This window comes from Pseudomonas sp. PONIH3, from assembly GCF_002934345.1.
In the GTDB taxonomy this organism is placed as follows: domain Bacteria; phylum Pseudomonadota; class Gammaproteobacteria; order Pseudomonadales; family Pseudomonadaceae; genus Aquipseudomonas; species Aquipseudomonas soli.
This window is the reverse complement of sequence record NZ_CP026386.1, coordinates 180,523-206,772: the sequence shown is the minus strand read 5'-3', so window position 1 is coordinate 206,772 and position 26,250 is coordinate 180,523. Positions and strand designations below refer to the sequence as shown.

The 26,250-nt window shown below is 66.1% G+C and carries 22 protein-coding genes and 2 pseudogenes; 16 read left to right on the top strand and 8 right to left on the bottom strand.

The annotated features are described in order from the left end of the window. Nucleotides 1-51: 51 nt before the first annotated feature. A pseudogene (mnxG, locus tag C3F42_RS00890) lies at nucleotides 52-5,900 on the bottom strand (manganese-oxidizing multicopper oxidase MnxG). Between the two features lie 697 nt (nucleotides 5,901-6,597). On the opposite strand from mnxG, the gene C3F42_RS00885 reads away from it, so the two are divergent. From C3F42_RS00885 to C3F42_RS00840, 10 genes are all read left to right on the top strand, one after another. Continuing rightward, complete coding sequence (locus C3F42_RS00885; protein ID WP_104443806.1) at nucleotides 6,598-7,659, top strand: 3-deoxy-7-phosphoheptulonate synthase; 1,062 nt, start codon at nucleotides 6,598-6,600, stop codon at nucleotides 7,657-7,659. Nucleotides 7,660-7,738: 79 nt separating this feature from the next. Further along, nucleotides 7,739-8,020, top strand: coding sequence for a peptidylprolyl isomerase (locus C3F42_RS00880; protein WP_094009975.1), 282 nt, complete (start codon nucleotides 7,739-7,741; stop codon nucleotides 8,018-8,020). Between the two features lie 87 nt (nucleotides 8,021-8,107). Continuing rightward, nucleotides 8,108-9,943: an extracellular solute-binding protein gene (locus C3F42_RS00875; RefSeq protein ID WP_371920602.1), complete on the top strand. Its 1,836-nt coding sequence runs from the start codon at nucleotides 8,108-8,110 to the stop codon at nucleotides 9,941-9,943. Then, nucleotides 9,940-10,998, top strand: coding sequence for a microcin C ABC transporter permease YejB (locus C3F42_RS00870; protein ID WP_094009977.1), 1,059 nt, complete (start codon nucleotides 9,940-9,942; stop codon nucleotides 10,996-10,998). Before C3F42_RS00875 ends, C3F42_RS00870 begins: the two co-directional genes overlap by 4 nt. Continuing rightward, the gene (locus C3F42_RS00865; protein ID WP_094009978.1) at nucleotides 10,998-12,014 is read left to right on the top strand and encodes an ABC transporter permease; all 1,017 of its coding nucleotides are present in this window, start codon (nucleotides 10,998-11,000) and stop codon (nucleotides 12,012-12,014) included. Before C3F42_RS00870 ends, C3F42_RS00865 begins: the two co-directional genes overlap by 1 nt. 109 nt (nucleotides 12,015-12,123) lie before the next feature. Then, nucleotides 12,124-13,509, top strand: coding sequence for a sigma-54-dependent Fis family transcriptional regulator (locus C3F42_RS00860; RefSeq protein WP_104443805.1), 1,386 nt, complete (start codon nucleotides 12,124-12,126; stop codon nucleotides 13,507-13,509). 256 nt (nucleotides 13,510-13,765) lie between these two features. Next, nucleotides 13,766-15,157: a GntP family permease gene (locus C3F42_RS00855; RefSeq protein WP_038706178.1), complete on the top strand. Its 1,392-nt coding sequence runs from the start codon at nucleotides 13,766-13,768 to the stop codon at nucleotides 15,155-15,157. A gap of 11 nt (nucleotides 15,158-15,168) precedes the next feature. Then, on the top strand, nucleotides 15,169-15,939 hold the full coding sequence (gene hbdH, locus C3F42_RS00850) for a 3-hydroxybutyrate dehydrogenase (protein ID WP_104443804.1): 771 nt from the start codon (nucleotides 15,169-15,171) through the stop codon (nucleotides 15,937-15,939). Between the two features lie 88 nt (nucleotides 15,940-16,027). Continuing rightward, nucleotides 16,028-17,977 (top strand): acetoacetate--CoA ligase, encoded by a 1,950-nt coding sequence (locus C3F42_RS00845; protein ID WP_104443803.1) that lies wholly within the window; start codon nucleotides 16,028-16,030, stop codon nucleotides 17,975-17,977. Between the two features lie 52 nt (nucleotides 17,978-18,029). After that, nucleotides 18,030-18,305: a peptidylprolyl isomerase gene (locus tag C3F42_RS00840; RefSeq protein ID WP_013972552.1), complete on the top strand. Its 276-nt coding sequence runs from the start codon at nucleotides 18,030-18,032 to the stop codon at nucleotides 18,303-18,305. On the opposite strand, the gene C3F42_RS30120 is transcribed toward C3F42_RS00840, so the two are convergent. The 3 genes and pseudogenes from C3F42_RS30120 to C3F42_RS00830 form a co-directional block, all read right to left on the bottom strand. Beyond that, entirely contained in the window at nucleotides 18,293-18,733 is a 441-nt protein-coding gene (locus C3F42_RS30120) for a CZB domain-containing protein (RefSeq protein WP_232888159.1), read from the bottom strand. The genes C3F42_RS00840 and C3F42_RS30120 overlap by 13 nt on opposite strands. A gap of 54 nt (nucleotides 18,734-18,787) precedes the next feature. Continuing rightward, a pseudogene (locus C3F42_RS30115) lies at nucleotides 18,788-19,027 on the bottom strand (methyl-accepting chemotaxis protein); the annotation flags it as partial. Nucleotides 19,028-19,550: 523 nt separating this feature from the next. Next, nucleotides 19,551-20,174 carry a LysE family translocator gene (locus C3F42_RS00830; RefSeq protein WP_104443802.1) on the bottom strand — a complete coding sequence of 208 codons (624 nt, stop codon included), beginning with the start codon at nucleotides 20,172-20,174 and terminating at the stop codon, nucleotides 19,551-19,553. Nucleotides 20,175-20,309: 135 nt separating this feature from the next. On the opposite strand from C3F42_RS00830, the gene C3F42_RS00825 reads away from it, so the two are divergent. Together C3F42_RS00825 and C3F42_RS00820 are read left to right on the top strand one after the other, a co-directional pair. Then, entirely contained in the window at nucleotides 20,310-21,128 is an 819-nt protein-coding gene (locus C3F42_RS00825; protein WP_104443801.1) for an AraC family transcriptional regulator, read from the top strand. 93 nt (nucleotides 21,129-21,221) lie between these two features. Further along, nucleotides 21,222-21,842 carry a LysE family translocator gene (locus C3F42_RS00820; RefSeq protein WP_104443800.1) on the top strand — a complete coding sequence of 207 codons (621 nt, stop codon included), beginning with the start codon at nucleotides 21,222-21,224 and terminating at the stop codon, nucleotides 21,840-21,842. Here the strand turns inward: C3F42_RS00820 and C3F42_RS00815 are convergent. Continuing rightward, entirely contained in the window at nucleotides 21,820-22,515 is a 696-nt protein-coding gene (locus C3F42_RS00815; protein ID WP_104443799.1) for a metallophosphoesterase, read from the bottom strand. The two genes, C3F42_RS00820 and C3F42_RS00815, sit on opposite strands and share 23 nt — an antisense overlap. 74 nt (nucleotides 22,516-22,589) lie before the next feature. Between C3F42_RS00815 and C3F42_RS00810 the strand changes: the two genes are divergently transcribed. Continuing rightward, on the top strand, nucleotides 22,590-23,099 hold the full coding sequence (locus C3F42_RS00810) for a DUF3016 domain-containing protein (protein WP_094009987.1): 510 nt from the start codon (nucleotides 22,590-22,592) through the stop codon (nucleotides 23,097-23,099). A 3-nt stretch (nucleotides 23,100-23,102) separates the two neighbouring features. Here C3F42_RS00810 and C3F42_RS00805 read toward each other — a convergent pair whose 3' ends face one another. Beyond that, a complete protein-coding gene (locus C3F42_RS00805; RefSeq protein WP_232888138.1) occupies nucleotides 23,103-23,627 on the bottom strand; it encodes a DUF2867 domain-containing protein in 525 nt (174 codons plus the stop codon). Between the two features lie 82 nt (nucleotides 23,628-23,709). On the opposite strand from C3F42_RS00805, the gene C3F42_RS00800 reads away from it, so the two are divergent. Continuing rightward, the gene (locus C3F42_RS00800; protein ID WP_104443798.1) at nucleotides 23,710-24,450 is read left to right on the top strand and encodes a carbon-nitrogen hydrolase family protein; all 741 of its coding nucleotides are present in this window, start codon (nucleotides 23,710-23,712) and stop codon (nucleotides 24,448-24,450) included. Next, nucleotides 24,447-24,689 (top strand): hypothetical protein, encoded by a 243-nt coding sequence (locus C3F42_RS00795; protein WP_038706186.1) that lies wholly within the window; start codon nucleotides 24,447-24,449, stop codon nucleotides 24,687-24,689. The genes C3F42_RS00800 and C3F42_RS00795 overlap by 4 nt, the downstream gene beginning before the upstream one ends. Here C3F42_RS00795 and C3F42_RS00790 read toward each other — a convergent pair. Continuing rightward, the gene (locus tag C3F42_RS00790; RefSeq protein ID WP_094010351.1) at nucleotides 24,682-25,179 is read right to left on the bottom strand and encodes a methylated-DNA--[protein]-cysteine S-methyltransferase; all 498 of its coding nucleotides are present in this window, start codon (nucleotides 25,177-25,179) and stop codon (nucleotides 24,682-24,684) included. The genes C3F42_RS00795 and C3F42_RS00790 overlap by 8 nt on opposite strands. Nucleotides 25,180-25,329: 150 nt before the next feature. Here C3F42_RS00790 and C3F42_RS00785 point away from each other — a divergent pair, with 150 nt between their 5' ends. Next, the gene (locus C3F42_RS00785) at nucleotides 25,330-25,857 is read left to right on the top strand and encodes a GNAT family N-acetyltransferase (protein WP_104443797.1); all 528 of its coding nucleotides are present in this window, start codon (nucleotides 25,330-25,332) and stop codon (nucleotides 25,855-25,857) included. On the opposite strand, the gene fos is transcribed toward C3F42_RS00785, so the two are convergent. Then, nucleotides 25,830-26,240: a fosfomycin resistance glutathione transferase gene (gene fos / locus C3F42_RS00780; RefSeq protein ID WP_104443796.1), complete on the bottom strand. Its 411-nt coding sequence runs from the start codon at nucleotides 26,238-26,240 to the stop codon at nucleotides 25,830-25,832. The genes C3F42_RS00785 and fos overlap by 28 nt on opposite strands. Nucleotides 26,241-26,250 lie beyond the last annotated feature (10 nt).

The following is a 26,250-nucleotide window of genomic DNA, read 5'->3' as shown; positions in this document are numbered from 1 at the left end:
CGGCGAATGCCTGGCGGCCTGACCACTTCCCGGTCAGGCCGCCAGGCCCCTTTACTGCGCAGGCGCCACCGCCGGCGGTTGCTCGTTGGTCACCCGCAGGATCCCCCACAGCCCGGATGTGTTGCCATATGCCGCATAGTCGCGGAACAGGTAATCCCCGGGCACCGCGTTGGCACCACCCGCGCTGGGCAGCATGAAGCTGAAGTGGGCCGCCGGCAGCACGCTTTCCTGTGCACCCACGTACATTGCCATCGGGTTGTAGCCGAAGCGCACCGAGCCGATACCCGGTACCCCCATGGGATAGCCGTCCACATCGCTTTTTTCGGCCTGGTAGTTGTGCACTGGCCACAGGTGCCCGTCCAGCTGGTAGGTCATGCCTCGGCTCCCGCCGCTTGGCATGACGACGTGGTTGCGTACTGGCTGGCCAGGCTTGGCGTATAGCACCGGTGTCAGCGGATCACCGCCAACCAGGGCATTGCTGTAGGCCATGTGGGCATTGGGTATGTCGGCGAAGCCCAGCCCGTTGGCATGACCGAACGGCGAGTCGGCGCCATGTTGAAGCGCAGCCACAGCGGCTCGGTCTTGTAGTTGAGCGCCATGTTGCCGTTGTCCTGCGGATCACCTGCCGCGCCGTTGCCCTCGGTATTGATCCCCGCCACAGGCGCGCCGTCGGCCCAGCGCATGTTCAGCGCCCGCTGCCACACCGTGACGAAATCGCGGTAGTCAGCCTGGCCACTGACTTTCACTGTGGCTTGGGCGCGGCTGGCGCTATCCTCGGTCCAGGTGGCGTTCTGCGGCAGGATGCTCATGGCGCCCACCAGGCCTTTCTGCGGCTGCTTGATCACATCCGCCGGGGTCAGGTTGAGGCCGCCGAACTCGATGGCGGTGGTGTTGATGTTGTCCACCGTGCGACCCAATTGCAGGGTCGGCTTGCCTTCGCGTTCCAGATGCCCGGCATAGTACTGGTACACCTTGGTCGGATACGCGCCGCTGCTGCCAACGCGAGGCGGCACTGTCTGTACCGGGTTGAGCCCGACATTGACACCGTCCGACTTGGTGATGTCGTAGGCCAGCAGCTGCGCGTGCAGGCCCACGTGGCTGGACGGGCGCATCAGGTTGTTGGCGAAGGCCGTGGCGCCTTCTGCGTCAAAGCGGTCGCGCTTGACCACGTTATGCATCACGGCGGTGCTGGGCAAGTCGGGCATGACCAGGGGCAGGCGGTTTTCCAGGGTGACACTGATGCAGTCGCCCGCATTGGCCCGCAGGATCAGCGGCTCCACCGGCACCCCGGCCTTGAGCTTGCCGGTGTTCGGGTCAAGATCGGCCTTACGCACATAGAGGATCGCGGTCGGGTCATGCAGCGGCGCGCTGTGGCCGCCGATGGTGAAGGTCTCGCCATCCTCCGGGTCGATGCCGCTCACCAGCGGGATGCTGGTGCGCCGGCTGTTGAACACCAGCGTGCCGCCGTTAACCTTGAGCGGGCCGCCGACATGCTGGCCGGAGCCGTTGGGGTCATTGATGGCCACGTTGTTGCGATTTTCGAGTATATCGTTCGCCAGCGCCGCGACAACTTCGTAGCTGCGCTTGACCGTGGGACGAGTGCCGATGCCGTTGGGGTTGCTGGTGGTTTTCGGGCAGATACCATCGAAGTTGACGGTATTGCGCATGGCCACAGGCTGCGGATTATTGGGCAGCGGGAACAGGTCGGCGCGCTGGGCGGTGTAGTTGCGCATGATGCCCCAGATGCCGTTCCAGTAACCTTCCAGCGCCGCATCCAGGGAGTACAGGTAGTCACCGTTGGTGGCGGCGGAGCTGGAGATCATCGACACCGGCGCCATGAAGCCCAGTTGCTCGGAGATGCCGATCATCTGCGACGACTTCCACCCCGAGTTGGAGCTGTTGCCGAAGCCGGAGCCGTTCTGCAGCCACTTGACCCCATGGAGAGTGACGTTGTGCTCTTCCTCATGTCCACCGGCGTGCATGCGCAGGCGCACGTTATCGCCCGAATAGGTGCGCAGCATCGGCGTGAACGGGTCGCCCGGTTCGCTGCCGGATTTGTTGACGTGCGGTGGGAACAGTGTGGTGCCCCCCGTCGGGCCGACCGCCTGGGTAATCGCCGACGGCGCCAGGTTCATCGCGGGTATGGCGCGGTCGGTCCGGGACTGCAAGGCGTAACCCAGATCGCCGCCGGGGCCGTCGGCCTGCATGCCGCGCTTGCCGTCGGGGCCGACCTTGTTGGGATCGAACACACGCAGGGCCAGCGGTTCGTTGCGGTAGTTGACAACGAACATGCCGGGATCGTCCACCGAGATCGCCTGCGGGCATGGCCTGCTCGGGCAGCCAGGGTTGATGCCGCCGCGTTCCTCGACGATCGCCTCAAGCAGGGTGGAAGCCTTGCCGCGCACTGGCGGGTTGATGGCGTAGCGGAAGCTGTCGGCGGTGGCCGGATACGCCTGGCCATCGGGCACCCCGTTGGGACCGGCGCCGACATACACGCCGGCTTCATAGGCATGCTGGAAGTCGCTGTACTCGAGGAAGAACTCGCGGTAGCTGTCGTTCTTGCCATCGCCGTCGTGATCGCCGGTCTGGATCACCGCCTGCCACGAGGTCGGGCCGCCATCCTGGCGGGTCGCCGGGTTGTACAGCTGTTCGCCGGTCTCGGCGTGGTACCAGGTAGAGCCTGCGGGCTCGGCCAGCACGGTGGCGTACAGCCCGAGCTGCTGGTGGGTCGATGGGCCGAGGTGGTCATGGGTGAAGATGGTACCCAGGCCACGGTCGACGTTGTGCACGTTTACCAGGGGGTCGGCGAACCAGCGTTGCATCGCGCTGCGCGCGCCGAGCCAGTCGGCCCGGCCAAAGCGCCCGAAGTACGGATGCTGCTTGGCTTTCGGGCAGGCGGCGGTGCCGTCGCGGGTGTCACCCTCGGTGCAGTTGTTGAAGCTGCGAATGGCCTGCACGCGCTCGACCACGCTGCCGGGCGAGAGGATGCCGTCCTCGTAGTTCCAGCCGTTGGCCGAGCCGTCGGCGGCGGTCAGGTCCCATTTGGGCAGGTGGATATGCTGGCCGATCACGTCGGTCGGGGTGCGTACCTGGTAGTCGTCCATTTCATAGAACGACGGGATCAGGTTGGTGTGCACGTACTGGGTGCAGTCGAAGGTGTTCATGCGCATCACCAAGGGCTCTGGTGGGCGCTGTTTGGTGATCACCGGCCAGGCGTCTTCCCACAGGGCGAGGATGCGCGCCTGCGGGAAGTGGTAGCCGACCTTGTTGTACACCGCGTCGAACTGGATGTTGGCCGCCTTGTACATACGCGGCCGGTCGGCGGTGAAGGTGGACGAACCGCGGAAACTCATGCCGGTGAGGTTTTCGCCGCTGAAGAACTCGCCAACGCCCGCAGACTGGGTCAGGCGCTTGCCACGGTCGTCCATGCACGGCTCATAGTACGGCGCGCCCGCCGTCGGCAAGGCGCCGTTGGTGCGGAAGGCCTTGGCCACCGGCGCGCCGCCGGGGATCAGGGCGAAGCTTTGGTGCTCGGCCTTGGCGTGGAACTGCATGGCCGCCTGTTCGACCTCTGTGCCCTCTTCGGGTAGGTAGATCGGCTTGGCCTTGTGCACCACCTTGGAGAAGTCCAGCTTGGTGGTGGTGGTCACGGCGTCGCCACCGGCAGACACGCCGTCGAGGGTGTGCCGGCCAAGGCCGCCGTCCCAACCGTCGACCTGGTTGGGATCGAGGTTGGCCCACAGCGCCTTGCCGCTGTCCTTGAGCTGCCGGGCCATGGCCGGGTCGAGCATGTCCAGCGGCGGAGTCGGCGGACGCTGGCCGACGCTGCTCTCCATGCCGCCGATCCAGAACGGGTAGCCGGGGTTTTTCAGGCTGCCGTCAGCGTTGCGATTGGTCTCGCTGCGATCGACCAGCGCGAGGGAGCCAACCGCACGCGGCGTGGCGGGCTCGTCGGGGTGATCGTCGCCCTGCTCTTCTTCTTCATCGTCATGTTCGGCGACCAGGGCCTCGGCCAGCTTGGGCACCACCGTGACCTTGCCCGGCATCGGCGCCATGGCCTTGCCGGGCAGCGGCACGATGGCCGGGATCGGCGTGCCGGCGATGATCTCGCCGTCGGGCAGCGCCCGGGCACCCGGGGCCGGCTTGCCATTGCGCAGGGCGAACGGCGTGGTGTGGAAGCCGTTCTCGCCCTCGCCGCTGACCGCCAGGCGCGTGCCCGGCTCGAACACATCATGTACCCGCCACATGGCCCACATGCCCTGGGCGAAATGCGGGTAGAAATGGCAGTGGTAAATTGCATCGCCCGCCACCCGGTTGCGGTTGCCGGAGCCGCCGTTGGCAATTTCGTAGGTGTAGCCCACGCCTGGGCCTATGCCCTGAGCGTCGATGTAGTCGGAGTTGTCGTCGTTGGGGTTGAACAGCCACTGGTGCCCGTGCAGGTGGAAGATGTGCTGCTCGTGGCCATTGTGGGTGTTGCGGAACTTGGTGAAGTCACCGATGTAGCTGTGGTGGACGTTGGCCGGCTCCGCCGGGAACAAGGCCATGGTCGCCTTGACCCCGGTAGCGCTGGCTGGCGGCGTTTCGCCCGGGCGCATATGCTCCAGCCCGACGTTGGCCGGAATGTCCACCAGGGTGCCGATATCGCCCACCGTGTGGGCGCTGAGGAAAAATTCCTCATAGGCGCACGACAAGCAGTCGTGCATTGGCCCCACGCCGAGACGGTTGGCCACCACCTCGGCGCCCATGCCGCCAGAGCCGTAGTTGATCATGAAGGAGTCGCGGGTCGGCTCCAGCACATGGCCCATGACCGGGTCCGCCCAATAGCCGGGGAAAGCCTGGGTGCCAGCCACTTCGTCAGCGAACTGCGAGGCGAAGTCGCGGAAGGCTTCCAGCCGGTTGGGCAGCGCCGGGTTGCGCTTGCCGACGCTTTCCAGTGGGTAGGTGGCTTTCGGGAAACTGCCGTCGGGGTTGGGCCCCATGACAATGGCATCGGTCTCGCTATTAAGGATCTCCTCGCCGTCGACCATGGCGATGATCGGCTTGCCAGCCTTGCCTTCGGCGATCCATGGCTGGACTTGCGGATAGCGCGCCTGGTAGTCGATCACCGGCTGACCGGTGGCGGTGCGGCCGGTGGTGGCCAGGCGCATCTCCTCTTCGGTCAGGGTGTTGCGGTAAGTGCGACCGGCCTTGGGCACCACCACCACCTGACCGAACAGGCCGTTGGCGACGTTCCCGGCATTGCCCTCGCCGCCGAATGGCGCACCGCGGCTGGAGACCGCAAAGGCACCTTCGCGCTCGGCGTACAACGTATAGCTGCGGGTGCTGCCGGGTGTCACCAGGAAGTTGGCGTTGCGACCGGTGTTAGCCGAAATGTCGCCGATACTGTTGACCGCCTGCATGCCGTTGACCTGGAAGCCGACGTGGCGGTCGGTCACCTGTTCATCAGCAACAAGATTTTCGTTGCCCTGCTCGTCGAGTACGGCGCCCTCTGCTTCCTCGCCTTCAACTTCGTTCTCGTCGTGACCGATGCCGTGCTTGTTGGGATTGGCCTGATAAGCCAGCAGGTTGGTCAGGTTGACAGTCAGGCAATCACCGGCCGCCACTCGCAGCACAATCGGCCGCGGGCGCTTGTCCGGGCGCAGGGTGACCTTGCCTGGCACGGCGGCGCCGCCGTTGCTCAAGGGTACGCGGCGCTCATCCACCACGTCCTGGCGCAGGGCGAAGATCATGCCATTGGCGTTCTGCGCGCCCAGGCGGTTGAACATCAGTGGCTGATCCAGCGCCACCACGTTGGCCACCAGCGTGCGCTGGCACTGCACGGCGGCCTCGCTGGAGACCTGCCAGCCCAGCAAGGCCAGCAGCAAGGTGGACAGGACCAGGCCTTTGCGAGGGGTCGACATGGGGCACCTCCGGGGACACAGGGATACTGCGGGGAGGTGAGCAAGGCTTATGCCATGAATTTAGTCGTTGTTAATCAGATATTTGCGAGATGGAGAAGGATGAACTGGGCATTTTCCCCCTTAATTGGGGGCCGCATTGGAGCGCAGGCTAAAGGGCTGAAGCCGGGTCAATCGCCTCGATAGCATTTAGTGATTGAACACCCGAGCAAAGGTGCAGTAAGCTCGGTCCCAATCACTGGAGAGCAACATGTCGAAACAAACCCGCAACCACGCCAACCACACCGGTCGCTCCGCGCACCGCGTGCTGGCCGTTGCCGGTCGTAACGCCGTTGCCAGCTTTTATTTTGGGTATTGGTTTAGCCACTAGGCGCCGATTACCCATCCGGCGCCCACCTTCGAGGGGCCGCCGAACATGAGAATACTCAAACCCCCGGTCGGCTCCCCGACCGGGGGTTTTGCTTTTCCGGGCCCACGAAACATACCGATTACCTTGAGGACAGCGTCATGAACCACACCACCTACTACCGCACCTATGCATGGCGATTTAGCCAGTTCCGTTCGGGCCAGCCTGCCGCCTCCGTTCGGTCGATTTCCGGTGGCAATGCCGCACAGACACCCCATTTGACGATCAGTCGAACACCTCTATAGGGCCGACCGCGCGGGCCAGAACCCGCCGTCCGCCCAGGGAAAAAACGCCATGCAAGCCTCGAATCTCGCCCTGCCCCTGACCCAGCCGCACGCAGCCAACACCACCGTCAGCCAGCGCCTGCCCAGCCCGCACCTGCTCAAGCAGCAGATGCCGCTGTCCAGCGAACTCACCCAGCAAGTCCATGCCCAGCGCCAGGCGATCCGCGCCATTCTCGAAGGCCGCGACGAACGCCTGCTGGTGGTGGTCGGCCCCTGCTCGATCCATGATCCGCGCTCTGCCCTCGAGTACGCCGACCGCCTGGCCGCGCTCAGCCGCGAGGTCGACGACAAGCTGCTGCTGGTGATGCGCGCCTACGTGGAAAAACCGCGCACCACCGTGGGCTGGAAAGGCCTGGCCTACGATCCGCACCTCGACGGCAGCGATGACATGCACGCCGGCATCGCCCTGTCCCGCGGCCTGATGCTGGGCATGCTCGAGCGCGGCCTGCCGATCGCCACCGAGCTGCTGCAGCCGATGGCTGCCGGCTACTTCGACGACCTGCTGGGCTGGGCCGCCATCGGCGCGCGCACCACCGAGTCGCAGATTCACCGCGAGATGGTCAGTGGCCTGGAGCTGCCGGTCGGCTTCAAGAACGGCACCGACGGCGGTATCGGCATCGCCTGCGACGCCATGCGCAGCGCCGCCCACCCGCATCGTCACTTCGGCATGGACACGCAGGGCCACCCGGCGATCATCGAGACCCTGGGCAACCCCGACACCCACCTGGTGCTGCGCGGCGGGCACAAGGGCCCGAACTACGACGCCCAGAGCGTCGCCCTGGCGCGTCAGGGTCTGGCCAAGGCAGGTCTGGCGCCACGCATCATGGTCGACTGCAGCCACGCCAACAGCGGCAAGGATCCGGCGCGCCAGCCGGCGGTGTTCGAGGACGTGCTGGCCCAGCGCCTGGGCGGTGACCGCTCGCTGCTCGGGGTGATGCTCGAGGGCCACCTGTTCGACGGCTGCCAGACTCTCGGCAAAGGCGCGCTGAAGTACGGCGTGTCGATCACCGACGGCTGCCTGGGCTGGGACGCAACGCAAGCACTGCTGCGCGACGCCGCCGCGCGCCTGTGAGTCTCTGCGGCAAGCCTGGCGAGACAGGGCACGAGCAAGTGCGCTAGGCTTGCCTTTTCGAACCTAAGGAGCAGTACCCATGGCCCGAGCCACCGCCCGCCACATCCTGGTTGCCAGCGAAGACAAGTGCAACGAACTCAAAGCGCAGATCGAAGCTGGCGCCGACTTCGCCGAAGTCGCCAAGGCCAACTCTACCTGCCCATCCAGCCGCCAGGGCGGCGACCTGGGCTCGTTCGGCCCGGGCCAGATGGTTCGCGAGTTCGATACCGTGGTCTTCAGCGCGCCGCTGAACGTCGTCCAGGGCCCGGTGAAGACCCAGTTCGGCTACCACCTGCTGGAAGTGACCAGCCGCCAGGACTGATCCGGCATTGCCGTGCTCGTTCCTGTAGGAGCGAACGTTGTGGGAGCGGGCTTGCCCCGCTCCCACAAAAGCCGTTTCGACATGATCATGCGCTGTGTGGTTGCAAGTTGCGTGTGCCTGATCCTGCCGTTTTCACTACAGGCCGCCCCCACCCACGCCCTCACCGTCTACGGTGAAGCCCCCCGCTATCCCGCGAACTTCCACCACTTCGACTACGTCAACCCTGGCGCCCCCAAGGGCGGCAGCCTGCGCCGCTCGGCCATCGAGATCGGCCAGTTCGACCATATCCTGCCTTATATCGACAAGGGCATCGGCGTCAGCCAGGTCGACGGCTGGTTATATGCGCCGCTGGCCATACGCTCGCTCGACGAGCCCTACACCGTCTACGGCCTGATCGCCCAGCGCCTGGAGCGCGGCCCCGACGACGCCTGGTTGCGCTTCTACCTCGACCCGCGCGCCACTTTCGCCGACGGCAATCCGGTGCGCGCCGAGGATGTGCGCTTCAGCTACGACCTGCTGATGAGCCAGGGCAGCCTCAAGTTCCGCACCCAGTTTGCCGACGTCGCCGGGGTCACCGTCGAAGGCCCGCGCCAGGTGCGCTTCGACTTCAAGCAGCCCCATGGCCGCACCCTGCCGCTGGAGCTGGCCGGCCTGCCGGTGCTGCCCGAGCATGACTGGCGCCAGCGCGACTTCGCCAACGGCGCCGGCTTCGACAAACCCGTTGGCAGCGGCCCCTATCGCATCGGCAGGATCGACAACGGCCGCAGCATCACCTTCGAGCGCGATGCGAACTGGTGGGCGCGGGACCTGCCGGTCGCACGCGGGCTGTACAACTTCGCCCGCATTAGCGTCGAATTCTTCGGCGACACCGAAGTGGCCCGCCAGGTACTCAAGGGCGGTGGCTACGACTACAACCGCGAGTACTCCGCCACCGCCTACACCCTCGGCTACAACGGCGCGGCCCTGGATGACGGGCGCCTGCGCCGTGCCCACCTGGGCCCGGCCAAGCCGCAGATCGCCCAGGGCTTCGTGTTCAACCTGGACCAGCCGCAGTTCAAGGACCGCCGCGTGCGCCAGGCCCTGGCCATGCTCTGGGATTTCGAGTGGAGCAACCGGCAGATGATGCGCAACATGTACATCCGCCAACAGAGCCTGTACGCCAACACGCCGCTGGCCGCCCGCGCCCTGCCCGACGCAGAGGAACTCAAGCTGCTCGAGCCGCTGCGCGGCCAGGTGCCGGACGAAGTGTTCAGCCAGGTGTTCAATGCGCCAGTCACCGACGGCTCCGGCATCATCCGCCAGCAGCAGTTGCAGGCGCTGGCCTTGCTGCAGGAAGCCGGCTGGCATCCCCAGGGCGATCGACTGGTCAACGCCCAGGGCCAGCCGCTGAGCTTCACCTTCCTCAATGGCCAGTCGGGCCTGGAGCGCCTGCTGCTGCCGTGGAAGCGCAACCTGGCGCAGATCGGCGTCGAGCTGAACATCCGCAACGTCGACGCCGCCCAGTACGTCAACCGCGTGATGGCCCGCGACTACGACATGATCGTCACCGGCTACCCGGTGACCCTGTCGCCGGGCAGCGAGCAGTACAACTACTTCGGTTCCGCAGCGGCCAACGACCCCGGCTCGAACAATCTGATGGTGCTCAAGGACCCGGCGGTGGACCGCCTGCTCGACGGTCTGGTGCGCGCCAACAGCCAGGCTGACATGCTGCGTCACGCCCGCGCCCTGGACCGGGTGCTGCAATGGAACTACTACTGGATCCCCAACTACTACCCGCCTGGCAGCTCGACGGTGTGGTGGAACCGCTTCGGCCTGCCCAAAGTGCAGGCGGCCTATGACGAAGGCCTGGACACCTGGTGGGAAGTCAGCCCACGGGCACTGACCACCCAACAGATGGCCGAGCGCCTAAGGAAAGGGCCATGACCACCTACATCCTGCGCCGCCTGCTGCTGATCATTCCCACCCTGCTGGCGATCCTGCTGGTGAACTTCGCCATCGTCCAGGCCGCGCCCGGCGGGCCGGTGGAACAGGCCGTGGCGCGCCTGCAGGGTATCGGCGGCGGCGCGCCTGGTGCACGGGTCGAGGCGGTGCAAGGCGGGTCCCGCGCCACCCGTGGCCTGGACCCCAAGCTGATCGAGGAGATCAAGCGCCAGTACGGCTTCGACAAGTCCGCGCCCGAACGCCTGTGGCTGATGCTCGGACAGTACGCCCGATTGGACTTCGGGCAGAGTTTCTTCCGCGGCGCCAAAGTCACCGACCTGATCGTGCAGAAACTGCCGGTGACCCTGTCGCTGGGCTTCTGGGCCACGCTGATCACCTACCTGGTGTCGATCCCGCTGGGCATCCGCAAGGCGGTACGCCATGGCAGCCGCTTCGATGCCTGGAGCAGCGCGCTGATCGTGATCGGCTACGCCTTGCCATCGTTCCTGTTCGCCCTGCTGCTGATCGTGCTGTTCGCTGGCGGTACCTCACTCAACTGGTTCCCGGTGCGCGGCCTGGTCTCCGACGATTTCGACCAGCTCAGCCTGCTGGGCAAGGTCGCCGACTACTTCTGGCACCTGGTGCTGCCGGTCGGCGCCCTGGTGATCGGCGGCTTCGCTACCCTGACCCTGCTGACCAAGAACGCCTTCCTCGACGAGATCGCGCGCCAGTACGTGGTCACCGCCCGGGCCAAGGGCCTGAGCGAACGGCGCGTGTTATACGGCCATGTGCTGCGCAACGCCATGTTGCTGGTGGTGGCTGGGCTACCCCAGGCGCTGATCACGGTGTTCTTCGCGGGCTCCCTGCTGATCGAGGTGATCTTCTCCCTCGATGGCCTCGGGCGTATGAGCTACGAGGCAGCGGTGTCGCGGGACTACCCGGTGGTGTTTGGCACCCTGTTCATCTTTACCCTGGCCGGGCTGTTGATCCGCCTGCTGGGCGACCTGTGCTACACGGTGCTCGACCCGCGCATCGACTTCGACGCGAGGGGCCACTGATGTTCTCGCCCATCGCCCGGCGCCGGCTGCGCCGCTTTCGCGACAACCGCCGCGGCTGGATCTCGCTGTGGCTGTTCGCCGGGCTGTTGCTGCTGAGCCTGGGGGCGGAGCTGGTGGCCAATGACAAGCCCTTGCTGCTCGGCTACCAGGGCGAGCTGTACACCCCGGCGCTCAAGCGCTACACCGAGCAGCAGTTCGGCGGGCAACTGCCGTTCCAGCCCGACTACCGCAGCCAATACGTGCGTCAGCTGATCGAGGGCCAGGGCGGCTGGATGCTCTTCGCGCCGATCCCGTTCAGCGCCGACACGCCCAACTACGACCTGCAGGTGCCCACCCCCAGCCCGCCCAGCACGAGCAACTGGCTGGGTACCGACGACCAGGGCCGCGACGTGCTGGCGCGGGTGCTGTACGGCACGCGGGTCTCGCTGCTGTTCGCTTTCGCCCTGACCCTGCTCAGCGTGCTGATCGGCGTCACGGCCGGCGCCCTGCAGGGCTACCACGGCGGCTGGGTCGACCTGCTCGGCCAGCGCCTGCTGGAGGTGTGGTCGGGGTTGCCGGTGCTGTACCTGCTGATCATCCTGTCGGGGTTCGTCGAGCCGGATTTCTGGTGGTTGCTGGGGATCATGGCGCTGTTCTCCTGGCTGACCCTGGTGGATGTGGTACGCGCCGAGTTCCTGCGTGGGCGCAACCTGGAATACGTCAAGGCCGCTCGCGCACTGGGGCTTTCCGATACCCAGGTGATGCTGCGGCATATCCTGCCCAACGCCCTCAACGCGACCCTGACCTACGTGCCGTTCATGCTCACCGGGGCGATCACCACCCTGACCGCGCTGGACTTCCTCGGCTTCGGCATGCCCGCCGGCAGCGCCTCGCTGGGCGAGCTGGTGACCCAGGGCAAGCAGCACCTCGAGGCGCCGTGGCTAGGTTTCACCGCATTCTTTGCCCTGGCGCTGATCCTGTCGTTGCTGGTATTCATCGGCGATGCGCTGCGCGAGGCGTTCGACCCGCGCAGGTGATCGCTTGTACCGGCCTCATCGCCGGCAAGCCGGCTCCCACAGGGTTCGCGCTATCTCTGGAGCCGGCTTGCCGGCGATGAGGCCTTCACGTCCAACCCAAGGCCAATACATGCACGACAACCTCAAGGACTACCCCCAGGTTCGCCAACTGGCCATACGCTCGCTGTTCGAGATCATCGAGCAGTCCAGCGAAGGCACGGTGATCGTCGACCGCCAGGCGCGCATCGTCTGGATGAACGAGCGCTATGCCCGCCGCTTCGGCCTGGAGGACGCCGCCAGCGCCATCGGCAAACCGTGCGAGACGGTGATCCCCGGTAGCCTGATGCGCGAGGTGGTGAGCAACGGCAAGCCGATCCTGCTGGACATGCTCGACACGCCGAACGAACCGCTGGTGGTGATGCGCCTGCCGATCCACGACGACCAGGGCGCGCTGATCGGCGCCATCGGCTTCGCCCTGTTCGACGAGCTGCGCAGCCTGTCGCCGCTGCTCAAGCGCTACGCCAGCATGCAGCAGGAGCTGGCCTCGACCCGCTCGCAACTGCGCGCGCGCCAGGCCCGCTACAGCTTCGCCCAGTTCGTCGGCAGCAGCCCCGCCTGCCTCGAGGCCAAGCGCCGCGCCCGGCGTGGGGCCGGCAGCGACTCGCCGGTACTGTTGCTGGGCGAGACCGGCACCGGCAAGGAACTGCTGGCCCACGCCATCCATGCCGCCTCGGCCCGCGCGCACAAGGCCTTTGTCAGCATCAACAGCGCGGCGATCCCCGAAGCGTTGCTCGAAGCCGAGTTCTTCGGCACCGCCCCAGGCGCCTTCACCGGCGCCGACCGCAAGGGGCGCAGCGGCAAGCTGCAACTGGCCGAGGGTGGCACGCTGTTCCTCGACGAGATCGGCGACATGCCGCTGACCCTGCAAAGCAAGCTGTTGCGCGTGCTGCAGGAAAAGGAATACGAGCCGGTGGGCAGCAACCAGATGCTGCGCAGCGACGTGCGGATCATCGCCGCTACCTCCATCGACCTGCAGGCGGCCATGGCCCGGGGTGCGTTCCGCGCCGACCTGTACTACCGGCTGAACGTGCTGCCGGTTCAGGTGCCGCCGCTGCGCGAACGCCTGGAGGACCTGCCGGCGCTGTGCGAGGCGATCCTCGCCGAACTGGGCAGCCAGTACGAGCTGGAGGCCGAGGCCCAGGCGTTGTTGCGGCGCCATGCCTGGCCAGGAAATATCCGTGAGCTGCGCAACGTGCTGGAGCGGGCGACCCTGCTGGCGGACCAGCCGCGACTGGGCGTGCATGACCTGGCGAACGCACTGGGGCCGTTGAGCCCGGTGGCATTGGCCGCGCCAGCGCTGGATTACCGCCAGGCATGTGCCCAGTTCGAGCGAGGATTGATTATCGATGCCTTGGCGCGCAGCGCCGGAAACGTGCCGGAGGCGGCGCAGGCATTGGGCTTGGGACGGTCCACGCTGTACAAGAAGATGGCGATTCTGGAAATCGAGTCTCAATAACGAGACTCGCATCTCATTACCGAGATCCGTCCAGGGCTGCGCCCTCTTTCGCCGGCAAGCCGGCTCCCACAGGGGCGTACCGCGATCAACTGTGGAAGCCGGCGATGGATCGCGGCGCGACCCCACTTTCTCAAATCAGAGACACTGAGCTTCAGATAAATAATAAAACTCAATAAATTCAATGACTTAGTAACTTGGCACGATTTCCGCTATCTGCATTCCAACCATAAAAACAACAGTTGGAGATCCCCTTAGGATGACCGTGCTCATCGCCCTGGCCGCCCTGGCCCTGCTGATGCTCGCTGCATACCGCGGCTACAGCGTGATCCTCTTCGCCCCCATCGCCGCCCTCGGCGCGGTGCTGCTCACCGACCCCGCCGCCGTGGCCCCGGCCTTCACCGGGGTGTTCATGGAGAAAATGGTCGGCTTCATCAAGCTCTACTTCCCGGTGTTCCTGCTAGGCGCGGTGTTCGGAAAGCTGATCGAGCTGTCGGGCTTCTCGCGCTCGATCGTCGCCGCCGCCATCCGCCTGCTCGGCACCCGCCAGGCCATGCTGGTGATCGTGCTGGTCTGCGCCCTGCTCACCTACGGCGGCGTGTCGCTGTTCGTTGTGGTGTTCGCGGTATACCCATTCGCCGCCGAGATGTTCCGCCAGAGCGACATCCCCAAGCGGCTGATCCCGGCGACCATCGCCCTGGGCGCGTTCTCCTTCACCATGGACGCCCTGCCCGGCACTCCGCAGATCCAGAACATCATCCCCAGCACATTCTTCAACACCACCGCCTGGGCCGCGCCCTGGCTGGGCCTGATCGGCACGTTGTTCGTGTTCAGCGCCGGCATGCTCTACCTGCAACGCCAGCGCAACAAGGCCCAGCGCAAGGGCGAAGGTTATGGCAGCAACCTGCGCAACGAACCGGAGACCGCCGACGACATCGCCCTGCCCAATCCCTGGCTGGCCCTGGCGCCGCTGCTTCTGGTAGGCGTGATGAACCTGCTGTTCACCCACTGGATCCCGCATTGGTACGGCACCAGCCACACCCTGCAACTGCCGGGCATGGCCGCGCCGGTGCAGAGCGACGTGGCCAAGCTCACGGCGATCTGGGCGGTGCAGGCGGCGTTGCTGGTGGGCATCCTGATGGTGCTGGTGTGCGCCTTCGGCACCATTCGCCAGCGCCTGGCCGAAGGCACCAAGAGCGCGGTGAGCGGCGCCTTGCTGGCAGCGATGAACACGGCCTCGGAATACGGCTTCGGCGCCGTGATCGCCTCGCTGCCTGGTTTCCTGGTACTGGCCGACGCCCTGCGCGGCATCCCCAACCCGCTGGTCAACGAAGCCATCACCGTCACCCTGCTTGCCGGCATCACCGGCTCCGCCTCCGGCGGCATGAGCATCGCCCTGGCAGCCATGAGCGACAGTTTCATCGCCGCCGCCAACGCCGCCAACATCCCGCTGGAGGTGCTGCACCGGGTCGCCGCCATGGCCAGCGGCGGCATGGACACCCTACCGCACAACGGCGCGGTGATCACCTTGCTGGCGGTCACCGGGTTGACCCACCGCGAAGCCTACAAGGACATTTTCGGTATTACCCTGATCAAGACCCTGGCCGTGTTCGTGGTCATCGCCACGTTCTACGCCACCGGCATCGTATGAAGGAGAAAAGCATGACGCTCAAAGGCAAGACCGCACTGGTCACCGGTTCCACCAGCGGCATCGGCTTGGGAATAGCCCAAGTGCTGGCCGAGGCCGGCGCCGATATCCTGCTCAACGGTTTCGGCGACCCGGCCGCGGCCATCGCCGAGATCAGGCGGTTCGGGGTCAAGGTCGCCCATCATCCGGCCGATCTGTCCGACGTCGCACAAATCGAGCAAATGTTCGCCCTGGCCGAGCGCGAGTTCGGCGCGGTCGACATCCTCGTCAACAATGCCGGCATCCAGCATGTGGCACCGGTCGAGCAGTTTCCGGTGGAGGCCTGGGACAAGATCATCGCCCTGAACCTCTCGGCGGTGTTCCATGGCAGCCGCCTGGTGTTGCCGGGCATGCGCGCGCGTGGCTGGGGGCGGATCGTCAATATCGCCTCGGTGCACGGCCTGGTCGGTTCCACCGGCAAGGCCGCCTACGTGGCCGCCAAGCATGGCGTGGTCGGCCTGACCAAGGTGATCGGCCTGGAGACCGCCACCAGCAACGTCACCTGCAACGCCATCTGCCCGGGGTGGGTACTGACGCCGCTGGTGCAGAAGCAGATTGACGACCGCGCCGCCGGCAGTGGCGATGCGCAGCAGGCGCAACACGACCTGCTGGCCGAGAAGCAGCCCTCCCTCGCCTTCGTCACCCCTCGCCACCTCGGCGAACTGGTGCTGTTCCTGTGCAGCGAGGCCGGCAGCCAGGTCCGTGGCGCCGCCTGGAACGTCGATGGCGGTTGGCTCGCCCAGTAAAGGCTAGAGTGGAACAAGACAAGCCCGTTCCTGTAGCGGAGCGGGCTCGCACCGCGACAAGACTCTCAGCCCTGACCGAGACTTCCGCATGAAAGACGTACTCTGGCGCCCCACCACCACCCAGATCGAAGCCAGCCGGATGGACGCCTTCCGTCGTCGCGTCAACCGGCGTTTCAACCTTCAGCTCGACGACTACGCCGCCCTGCACCGCTGGAGCATCGAGCAGCGCCCGCAGTTCTGGCAGACCCTCGCCGAGTACTTCCATGTGCAGTGGCACACGCCGCCATCGAGCATCCTCGAGGAAGGCGAACACATGGCCGACGCGCGCTGGTTCCGCGGCGCCACCCTGAATTTCGCCGAACACCTGCTGCAGCGCCGCGATGACCGTCCGGCCGTGGTGGCCGTGCGCGAGGACGGCGGCCGCCACAGCCTCACCCACAATCAACTGGCCGCGCAGGTCGCCGGCTTGCAGCAGGCTTTTCGCCAGGCCGGCATCGCGCCGGGCGATCGTATCGCCGCGGTCATGCCCAACACCTGGGAAACCCTGGTGGCCATGCTCGCCGCCACCAGCCTCGGCGCGGTCTGGTCCAGCTGCTCGCCGGACTTTGGCAGCCACGGCATCATCGACCGCTTCGGCCAGATCGCCCCTCGGCTGCTGGTGGTTTGCGCCGGTTATCAATATGCCGGCAAGGTCATCGACCAGGTGGAGAAGATCAACCAGGTCGTGGCCCAGCTACCGAGCATCGAGCAGTTGCTGGTGGTGCCGCATACCCGGCCGCAGACCCGCGCCGATGAGTTCACCGGCAAGCCGACGGCCCTGTGGGCCGATTACTTTACGCCCGGCGGGACGCCGACCTTCGCCGCGCAGCCCTTCGATCATCCGCTGTATATCCTGTATTCCAGCGGCACCACCGGCGTGCCCAAGTGCATCGTCCACCGCGCTGGCGGCGTGCTGTTGCAGCACCTCAAGGAACACGGCCTGCACAACGACCTCAAGGCCGACGATGTGCTGTTCTACTACACCACCTGTGGCTGGATGATGTGGAACTGGCTGGCCAGCGGACTGGCGGTCGGCGCTACCCTGGTGCTGTATGACGGCTCGCCGCTTCACCCCGGGCCCGAGCGTTTGCTCGACCTGATCGATGCCGAAGGCATCCGCGCCTTCGGCACCAGCCCCAAGTACCTCGCCGCCCTGGAGCAGGCCGCTGTGGAGCCGGCGAAATCCCATGGCCTGGGCAGCCTGCGCCTGATCCTCTGCACCGGCTCGCCGTTGTCGCCCCACAGCTACGACTATGTCTACGCCAAGATAAAGGCCGACGTGTGCCTGGCCTCGATGTCCGGTGGCACCGATATCGTCGCCTGCTTCGTGGCCGGCAACCCGCTGCTGCCGGTGCGTCGTGGCGAGATCTCCGGCAAGGGCCTGGGCATGGCGGTGGAAGTCTGGGATGAACAACGCCAGCCGGTCAGCGGCGCGAAAGGCGAGCTGGTCTGCATCCATCCCTTCCCCTCGATGCCGCTCGGCTTCTGGGGCGACGCTGACGGCCAGCGCTACCGTGACGCCTACTTCAGCCAGTTCGAAGGTGTCTGGTGCCAGGGCGACTACGCCGAGCAGGTGCCTGGCAGCGGGCTGATCATCCATGGCCGCTCCGACGCCGTGCTCAATCCCGGCGGCGTGCGTATCGGCACCGCCGAGATCTACCGCCAGGTGGAAAAGGTCGAGGAGGTACTGGAGAGCGTGGCCATCGGCCAGGACTGGAATAACGATGTGCGCGTGGTGCTGTTCGTGCGCCTGCGCGACGGTCTGCAGCTCGACGAGGCGCTCAGCCTGCGTATCCGTCAGGTGATTCGCCAGTTCACCACACCGCGCCATGTGCCGGCGGTGATCGTCCAGGTCAGCGACATCCCGCGCACCCTCAGCGGCAAGCTGGTGGAGCTGGCGATCCGCGACGTGGTGCATGGCCGGCCGGTGAAGAACACCGACGCGCTGGCCAACCCCGAGGCGCTGGAGCAGTTCCGCGACCGCCCGGCGTTACGCTGAGGGCGACATCAGGCATAATGTCGCCCTTTTGCCCCGAAGCACAGGTAACCCGATGAAAGCCCAAGCCCGCCACATCCTGGTCAAGACCGCTGACGAAGCCGAAAAGCTCAAGCAGCGCATCGCCAACGGCGAGGCTTTCGACGTGCTGGCGAAGAAATTTTCCACCTGCCCGTCCGGCAAGCGCGGCGGCGACCTGGGTGAAATACGTCCGGGGCAGATGGTCGGCGCCATCGACCAGGTGATCTTCAAGAAGCCCCTGCGGGTGGTACACGGACCGATCAAGAGCAAGTTCGGCTATCACCTGGTGCAAACGTTCTATCGCGACTGAGCCTCGCTCTCGCGCCGTCTCTGCAACAACGCAGGCGATTGCTCGCCACTGGCGACCACGCGCTCCAAACCCTCCTGCACGGCAAGGCTGGCACTTTCCATCTCGGCCACCGCCTTGAGCATTGCTGCGGTATCGCCGCTGGCATGGGCATCGATGGCGTCGAATGCGCAGCGGTGCACGGCGGCATGGGGCGCGTCGATATCCTTGTACCCGGCAAGATGCGCATAGTGCAGCGCCCCGTCCCCCTCGCGATACCACTTGCCCAGGCGACAGTGGGTATGGTCGGTAAAGTCCGAACCGCGCTCCTGCGAAACGCCGAACAGCACCTTGTAGACGCGGAACTTGTAGATCAGGTGATCGAGCTTGGCCAGCTCGCAGAAGCTGCGCAGCGCCGACACCGATGCCGATCCTTCGGCCACCGTTGACATGTCGAGCAACTGGCGCATGGTACTGGCCGCGGACTGGCCGACCCCGCTGTATGACGACGAATGCTCGGCCAGGCTGGCGATATGTCCTCGGCTTTGCGCACTGTCGGCACGAATGGCCGAGACCAGCGTGCCGATCTCGGCGGTGGCGTCGGCTGTGCGCCTGGCCAGGGTCCTGACCTCATCGGCCACCACGGCAAAGCCGCGCCCGGCATCGCCCGCCCGCGCCGCCTCGATGGCCGCGTTCAGGGCCAGCAGGTTGGTCTGGTCTGCCACCTCGCGGATGATCTCCAGCACACCGCCAACCTGCTGGGCCTGATGATCGAGCCTGCCGACCTTCTCCGACGCCTCGCCGGAGGCATCGGCCAGCTGCTCGAGGTTGGTCGCGATGGCATCAATGCTGGCCTGGTTGCTGCTGGCAATGCCCTGGATGCGGATGGCGTACTGTCTTTCCTGCTCCATGCTGTGGGCGAGGCTGGCGAACGACGTCTGGGTCATTTCCAGGGAATGCGAGAACGCCGAGAGGTTGCCGGCCAGGTGCCCGAGCACCTGGTTCTCTCGCGCCAGTTCCTCAGCCCTCGATTCCGCCTCGCGGACGCGCTGCTCAGATGCCGCCAACTGTGAACGGGAATGCTCCAGGGCGACGTTCAGCTCCTTGATCCGCGGGTCTTGCCGACCTGCCTTGCTCCACCACTTCACACCACGCTCCCGGGATAGACCCACCGCCTGTCACCCGGCGAAAAAGCTCCGGGCAGAAACATGGAAAGGTCTCAGCAAGCGCAAAGCGCGGCAATACTCAGCTGCGATGGAAAACAGCGGATCAGCGACGGGCCGCCAGCAGGCCAAGCCCCGCGCACCCCAGCAGCGAGGCGCTGACCCGGTTGAACATGCGCCGTGGCCCGGGCCGTGCGAACCAGCGCTGCAGGTACGCGCCAAGCCCGGCATAGATGGCGATGGCCGCCCACTCCAGCAACAGGAACAGCACGCCCAGGCGCAGGAACTGTTCACTGACCGGGGTGGCGCTGCCCACGGTGACGAACTGCGGCAGGAACGCGGTGAAGATGAGTATTGCCTTGGGATTGCCCGCCGCCACCCAGAACTCCTGGCGCGCCAGTTTCCAGGTGCCGCGAGGTTGCTCGCCGGCCACCGCCGCCTCGCCAACCGGTGCCCGCCACAGCTGCCAGGCGATATAGAACAGGTAAGCCGCGCCCAGCACCTTGATCGCCAGGAACAGGTACTCGCTGGTGTGCAGCACCACGGCCAGGCCCATCGCGGCCAGGGCGATCATGCCGCTGAAGGCGAGCAGGCGCCCGGCACCGGCCACACAAGCGGTGCGCAGGCCATAGCGGCTGGCATTGTGCAGGGACAGCAGGTTGTTGGGGCCCGGCGCCATGTTCAGAGCGAAACAGGCGGGGATGAACAGCAGCAGGCTCGACAGGTCCATTCTTGTTCTCCGGCAGGGACCGGTGCAGCGTCGCGCCTGGCGGGCAGGCCCGTCAAGCACAGTGGCGCGGCAAATGGCCGTAACAGCGACCAGACGCTAGACTGGCGCCCTCCGTCCGTCTCAAGGCACCTCGCCATGACCCGCCCGAGCAGCGAAATCTGGTACGACCCGGCCATGCCGTACGTCGAGAGCCGGCGCGCTTGCCATAGCCGCGCCTGCTACAAGGCTCATAGCCACCCCAGCTTTTCCATCGGCGCAGTGGATGCCGGCAGCAGCCGCTTCACCGGCGCCGCCAGCGGTGAGGAGCGCTTGACGCCGGGTACCCTGGTGTTCGTGCCGGCGCAGCGGGTGCATGCCTGCAACCCGCAACCGGGTCAGGCCTGGAGTTACCAGATGCTGCACCTGGATGCCGAGTGGCTGCGTCAGCTACGCCTCGAATCCGGCGTTGCCGCAGGCGAGCCCGGTGCCGTGGCCCGGGTCACTCGCTCACAGGCGCTGTACCTGCAGTTCTGCGCGCTGAACAGGTTGCTGTTTTCACCGGCGGCAACCTTCGAGAAAGAGGCTGCGTTGGTGGCCTTCATCGGCGAACATGATTTCTCCATGCACCCGGCCTTGCTGGCGGCGCCACCATTGCCGCCGTCGACACTGCGCGAACTGTTGGACCACGCACAGGAGCAGGACCTGGCCGAACTGAGCCTGGAGCGCCTGGCGCGCCAAGCCGGCATGGGGCGCTACCAGTTAATACGGGCGTTCAGCGTCGCTACCGGCATGACCCCTCACGCCTGCCTGCTCAACGCGCGGGTGAACAAAGCCCGGTGTCTGCTGCGCCAGGGCCAGGCGCTGGCGGAGGTGGCCTATAACCTGGGCTTTGCCGACCAGAGCCACTTCCAGCGGGTGTTCAAGGCGCATGTCGGGGTGACGCCTGGGGCCTACCGGGCGGCACTGAAGCACTGACATCACCGCACAGCGGCCCCCTGCAATAATCTTCAATACTCCACCCATCACCAGCAACAGACTGCGGCTACCTCCACCAGGAAGCCCGCCCCCATGCAACTGTTCATGCTCGTCGCCACCGCCCACTTCCTCGCCCTGCTCTCACCCGGCCCGGACTTTTTCCTGGTGGCCCGCACCTCGGCCAGCGCCGGCTGGCGGCTCGCCAGTGGCGCCTGTGCCGGGATCGCCCTGGCCAACGGCATGTTCATCTGTGCGGCGTTTACCGGGGTGTCCTTTTTACGCGATGGCGGCCCTCTGTTCGTCACCCTCCAGCTGGCTGGCTGTGGCTACCTGCTCTACCTCGGCCAACTGTTCCTGCGCCATGCCGGGCAAGCAACCCTGACGCCCCGCGAACCTGGCGTGGCAAGGTCTGCGCGTGGCTGGCTGAACAGTTTGGGCATGGGCTTCGCCTCGGGCATCCTCAACCCGAAGAACGCACTGTTCTATGCAAGCCTGGCGAGCATGATCGCCAGCAGCGGTACCTGGGCCAAGCTGGGCTATGGCATCTGGATGTTCGCCATCGTCCTGGCCTGGGACCTCGCGGTTGCCGTGGCCATCGGCAACCCGCGGGTACTGCGCCGCTTCGCCCGCGCCCTGCCCTGGCTCGAGCGCGCCTCGGGCTTGATGTTGATCCTGCTGGCCGGCGCTGTTCTCACGCACCTGGCTTGGCGCTGAGCGGCTTAAGGCCATCCAGTTCGAGCAGGCTGAAGTGACCACGGCTCCAGCCGCCGGTGTCCAGGTGCCAGACGTTGCCCAGCACCTTGATCTCCAGCACCGGTGTATGGCCTACCAGCAAGGCGCGCAGGCCCTTGACCGGGCGGCTGTCGCCCTCCTTGAGGCGCCGGCGCGACCACTGGCACACCTCGCGCACCTGCAGGTCATCCCCGGCCTGCAGGCTCGCATACAGCTGCGCCCAGTCGTCGAACGGGCTGTCGGCATGCAGCAGGCCGACCGGCCCGCCCGCCGTGTCGACCTGCAAAGCGATCGGCAGGCGTTCGAACACCTCGACGAAACGCACCTGCTCGGCCTTTGGCAAATCGAGGAACCATCCGCCGCCGGCCGCCCGGTACATGTCCAGGTCGACCCGGCCGCCGCGCAGGTGATTGACCGCCAGCGACTCGTGGTTGCCCTGCACCGCATGGAACCAGGGCTCGGCCAGCCATTGCAGCGCCTGTGCGCTGCCCGGCCCACGGTCGACCAGGTCGCCGACGCTGAACAAACGGTCGACCAGCGGATCGAAACCGACCGCCTCCAGGCATTCACGCAAACGCTTGAAATGCCCATGGATATCGCCCACGGCCAGGTCACGGCCACGGCTGTTGGCGGCGATCCGCCTGAACGCAGTCATTGCATCATTCCTCTGCTTCTTTCCGGCACCGGCGTAAAATAAGCGGGTAAACCGCCCGAACCCGGAGGTGCATCATGCGAACCACCCTGGCCAGTGCCGTGCTGATGGTGCTGGCACTAGACAGCATGGCACAGGGCGCCTCGACCGCGCAGGTCGAGGTGCGTTTCGAGCACCCCGAGAAATTCCGCGATGCCAGCCTCGACAATCGGGCCTACCCTCGCAGCGCCGACCCGCAGGTGCTGAAAGTCCTCACCCTGCACCTGCAGAAACTCGGCCAGCGCTACTTGCGGCCCGGCCAGCAACTGGTCATCGACATCCGCGACATCGACCTGGCCGGCCAGTTCGAGCCCTGGCACAGCCAGGCCTACGATGTGCGCTTCATGCGCGAAGTCACCTGGCCCAGCATCGACCTCGACTACACCCTGCAGCAGCCCGGCCAGCCCGCGCTCAAGGCCCAGGAGCACCTGAGCGACAAGATGTACCTCAGCCGCCCAGGCCGCCTGGGCAACAACGACCGGCTGTATGCGGAGAAGGCCATGCTCGGCGACTGGTTTCGCCAGCGCTTCGCCCAGCCGCCCTCTTGAGCGTCACCACGCCAGACGGCGCAAGGCGATGGGTGCGATCAGCCGATGGAACGGTGCCACCGGCAGCATGTACAGGCGGCCAAGCCGATTGTGCGTGCGCACCACGGTGCTCACCAGCACCTCGCAACGGCCCTCGGCCGTCGGGCGTCGCAGCAGGGCGATGTGCACGTCCAGGTGCTGGTCGCGGTCGACCAGCAGCACCTCATCCTCGGTGTTGGCAACCAGGGTGAAAATCCCCACCCGCTCTCCGGGCTGGTAGCTGCCCGGGGCGCGGGCCGGGTCTATGGCGGTCAAGCGTCCCAGGTCCTTGAGACCGAGCAGCGCGACCAGGCGGTTGCGCAGCACCATCAGCGTGTCGATCCAGCCGGGCATGCTTGTCATCAGGCGTAGGAAGTGCGCCATGGCGGGCCGCCCGTCGTCCGCAATTTCAATCGCCCGGCAATGGCGAAAACCCGCCTTAGCAGCATGCGCTGCGATCAGCGAGTCGGCGGGTATGGTGGCGGCGTGGGTCATTGTGTTTTCGTCCATGAAATCGACACATCGGTACTGGGAGGGAACGGCCGTCGATTGTATCCTCGACTGCCGACGACATGCCAAGGACGGATACTCCATGAAGAGCTGCGCAGTACAGCTGGCTTTGAGCAAAGGCGATGTGGCCGCCAATATCGCCCATCATTTGCACGCCATCGAACAGGCCGCGGCCCTGGGCGCCGAACTGCTGGTGTTCCCCGAACTGTCCTTGACCGGCTACGAACCAACGCTGGCCCGGCAACTGGCCATGCCCGCCGACTCGCCGCAACTGGTACCGCTGCAAGCCGCGTGCGATCGCTTCGGCGTAACGGCGGCGGTCGGCCTGCCGATGCCGACCATGGCCCGCGTGCGCATCGGCATGCTGGTATTGCGCCCGAGGCTGGCGCCGCTGGTGTATGCCAAGCAGCGCCTGCATGACGACGAACTGGACTACTTCGTGCCCGGCAGCACCTCGCTGGTGTTCGCCGCCGGCAGCCACCAGGTGGCGCCGGCCATCTGCTATGAATCGATGTTCCTCGAGCACGCCGCGCACGCCCAGGCCCAGGGCGCCGACCTTTATCTGGTCAGCGTGGTCAAGACCGAGGAAGGCATCCGCGCAGGGGCTGCGCACTACCCGCAGGTTGCCCGGCGGCTGCGCATGCCGGTGATCATGAGTAACTGCGTCGGCCCTGCGGACATTTACGTGGGGGCCGGGCAGTCCGCAGCCTGGGATGCCGAAGGCAACCTGCTGGCCTGCCTCGGTGATGCAGCGCCAGGCCTGCTGCTGCTCGACACGGCGACTGGCACTGCCCAGGCATGGCCGCTGGAGCTGGGCGCATGAAGTATGCGCTGGTGATCCTGGCCAGCTATGCCAGCGTCTGGTACCTGGTGGGCACCCTGATTCGCGGGCGCCTGGCCGATATCGCCGAAGGCCTGCGCCATCGCCCGGACGCCCCGCCTGCGGGGCAGTACCTGCGCGAAGTCGAAGCCCACGCCCGCCGCGCCCACCGCCACTACAGCCTGTTTGCCGGCACCGTGCTGGCGCTGGTGTTGACGGTATTCTGTGCCTGGCTCAGCTGACGCCTAGGCTCTGGCGCCCCTCCAGCGCCAGCAGATACTGCTTGGCCGGCAAGCCACCGGCGAAACCAGTGAGACTGCCCGAGGCCCCGATCACCCGGTGGCAGGGCGCGATGATCGAGATCGGGTTGCGGCCGTTGGCCGCGCCCACCGCCCGAACCGCATCGGGCTTGCCGATCTGCCGGGCGATCTGGCCGTAGCTACGGGTCTCGCCGAAGGGAATGCTCAACAGCGCCGCCCACACCTCACGCTGGAACGCGGTCCCGGCAAAGTCCAGGTCCAGCTCGAAGCGCTGGCGTTGCCCGGCGAAGTACTCGCCCAGCTGGCGGGCGGTCTCGCGCAGCACGCCGTGCTGGTCGTCGCGGTGCAGCTCGCCGAGGCGTACCCGGTTGTCCCGCTCATGCTCCCACAGCACGGCGGCCAGCCGCTCGCCCCGCGCCACCAGGGTCAGGGTGCCGACAGGCGATTGCATGAGGGTGAAGGCACAGGACATGGCAGGCTCCGGCAGGATGACGTTCGCTGCACTGTACCCATCGCGGCGCGGCCACGCATCCGCTTTCTTGCCCAGCCATCGCCACTGGCCAGTCCGCAGCGCCGCCCCGTACACTGAGGCGCCACTCGTTTTTCAAAGGACGGAAACACAGTGAACGACGCCTCGCCCGACATCGTCATCGAACGCTTTGCCGAGCAGCACCTGCACGGTATCACCGCGCTCTACAACGAACCCGCGGTGTGCCGCCAGGTGCTGCAGATGCCCTATCAGGGCGTCGAAGTGTGGCGCGAGCGCCTGGCCGCCTACCATGACCGACAAATCCGCCTGGTGGCGGTGCACCAAGGCCAGGTGATCGGCAATATCGGCCTCGACCAGAGCACACGCATCCGCCAGGCGCACCTGGGCGAACTGCTGATGGGCGTTGCCCAGGCCTGGCAAGGCAAGGGCGTCGGCTCACGGCTGATGACGGCCATCCTCGACATTGCCGACAACTGGATGAACCTGCGCCGGGTCCAGCTCACCGTCTACGCCGACAACGAACCGGCACTGGCGCTGTATCGCAAGTTCGGCTTCGAGGTCGAAGGCCGGTTGCGCGACTACGGTGTGCGCGATGGGGTGTTTGTCGACGCGCTGTGCATGGCGCGGTTGCGTCAGTCGTTGAACACCATGCCTGCATAAGGTTTCACCCGGCAGGCCGCCAGCCGCGATTGCAGATCGCCGACATGCGCTTCGAGCTGGTGGCCATCCGGGTCGAGAAAGTACAGCGAGTCTCCCTCGCTGCTGTCCTGCTTCCACAGGCGCACGTCGTGCTCGCGCAAGCGCTGGGCGAAGGCCGCGAAGTCGCCCTGGCAAATGGAAAACGCGTAGTGCGTGTACGTGCGCTGCAGGTCGCCCGCCTCTACCTGATCGACCGACAGGCACAGCCACAGCTCGCCCAGGCTCAGATAGGCACCCCGCTCCCACCGAGCACTGAGCCTGAAGCCCAGTACCTGCTGGTAGAACACGATGCTGTCGGCGAGGTTGGAGACGGCCAGGGTGAGATGGTTGAATCCGTTCAACATGAGAATCGTC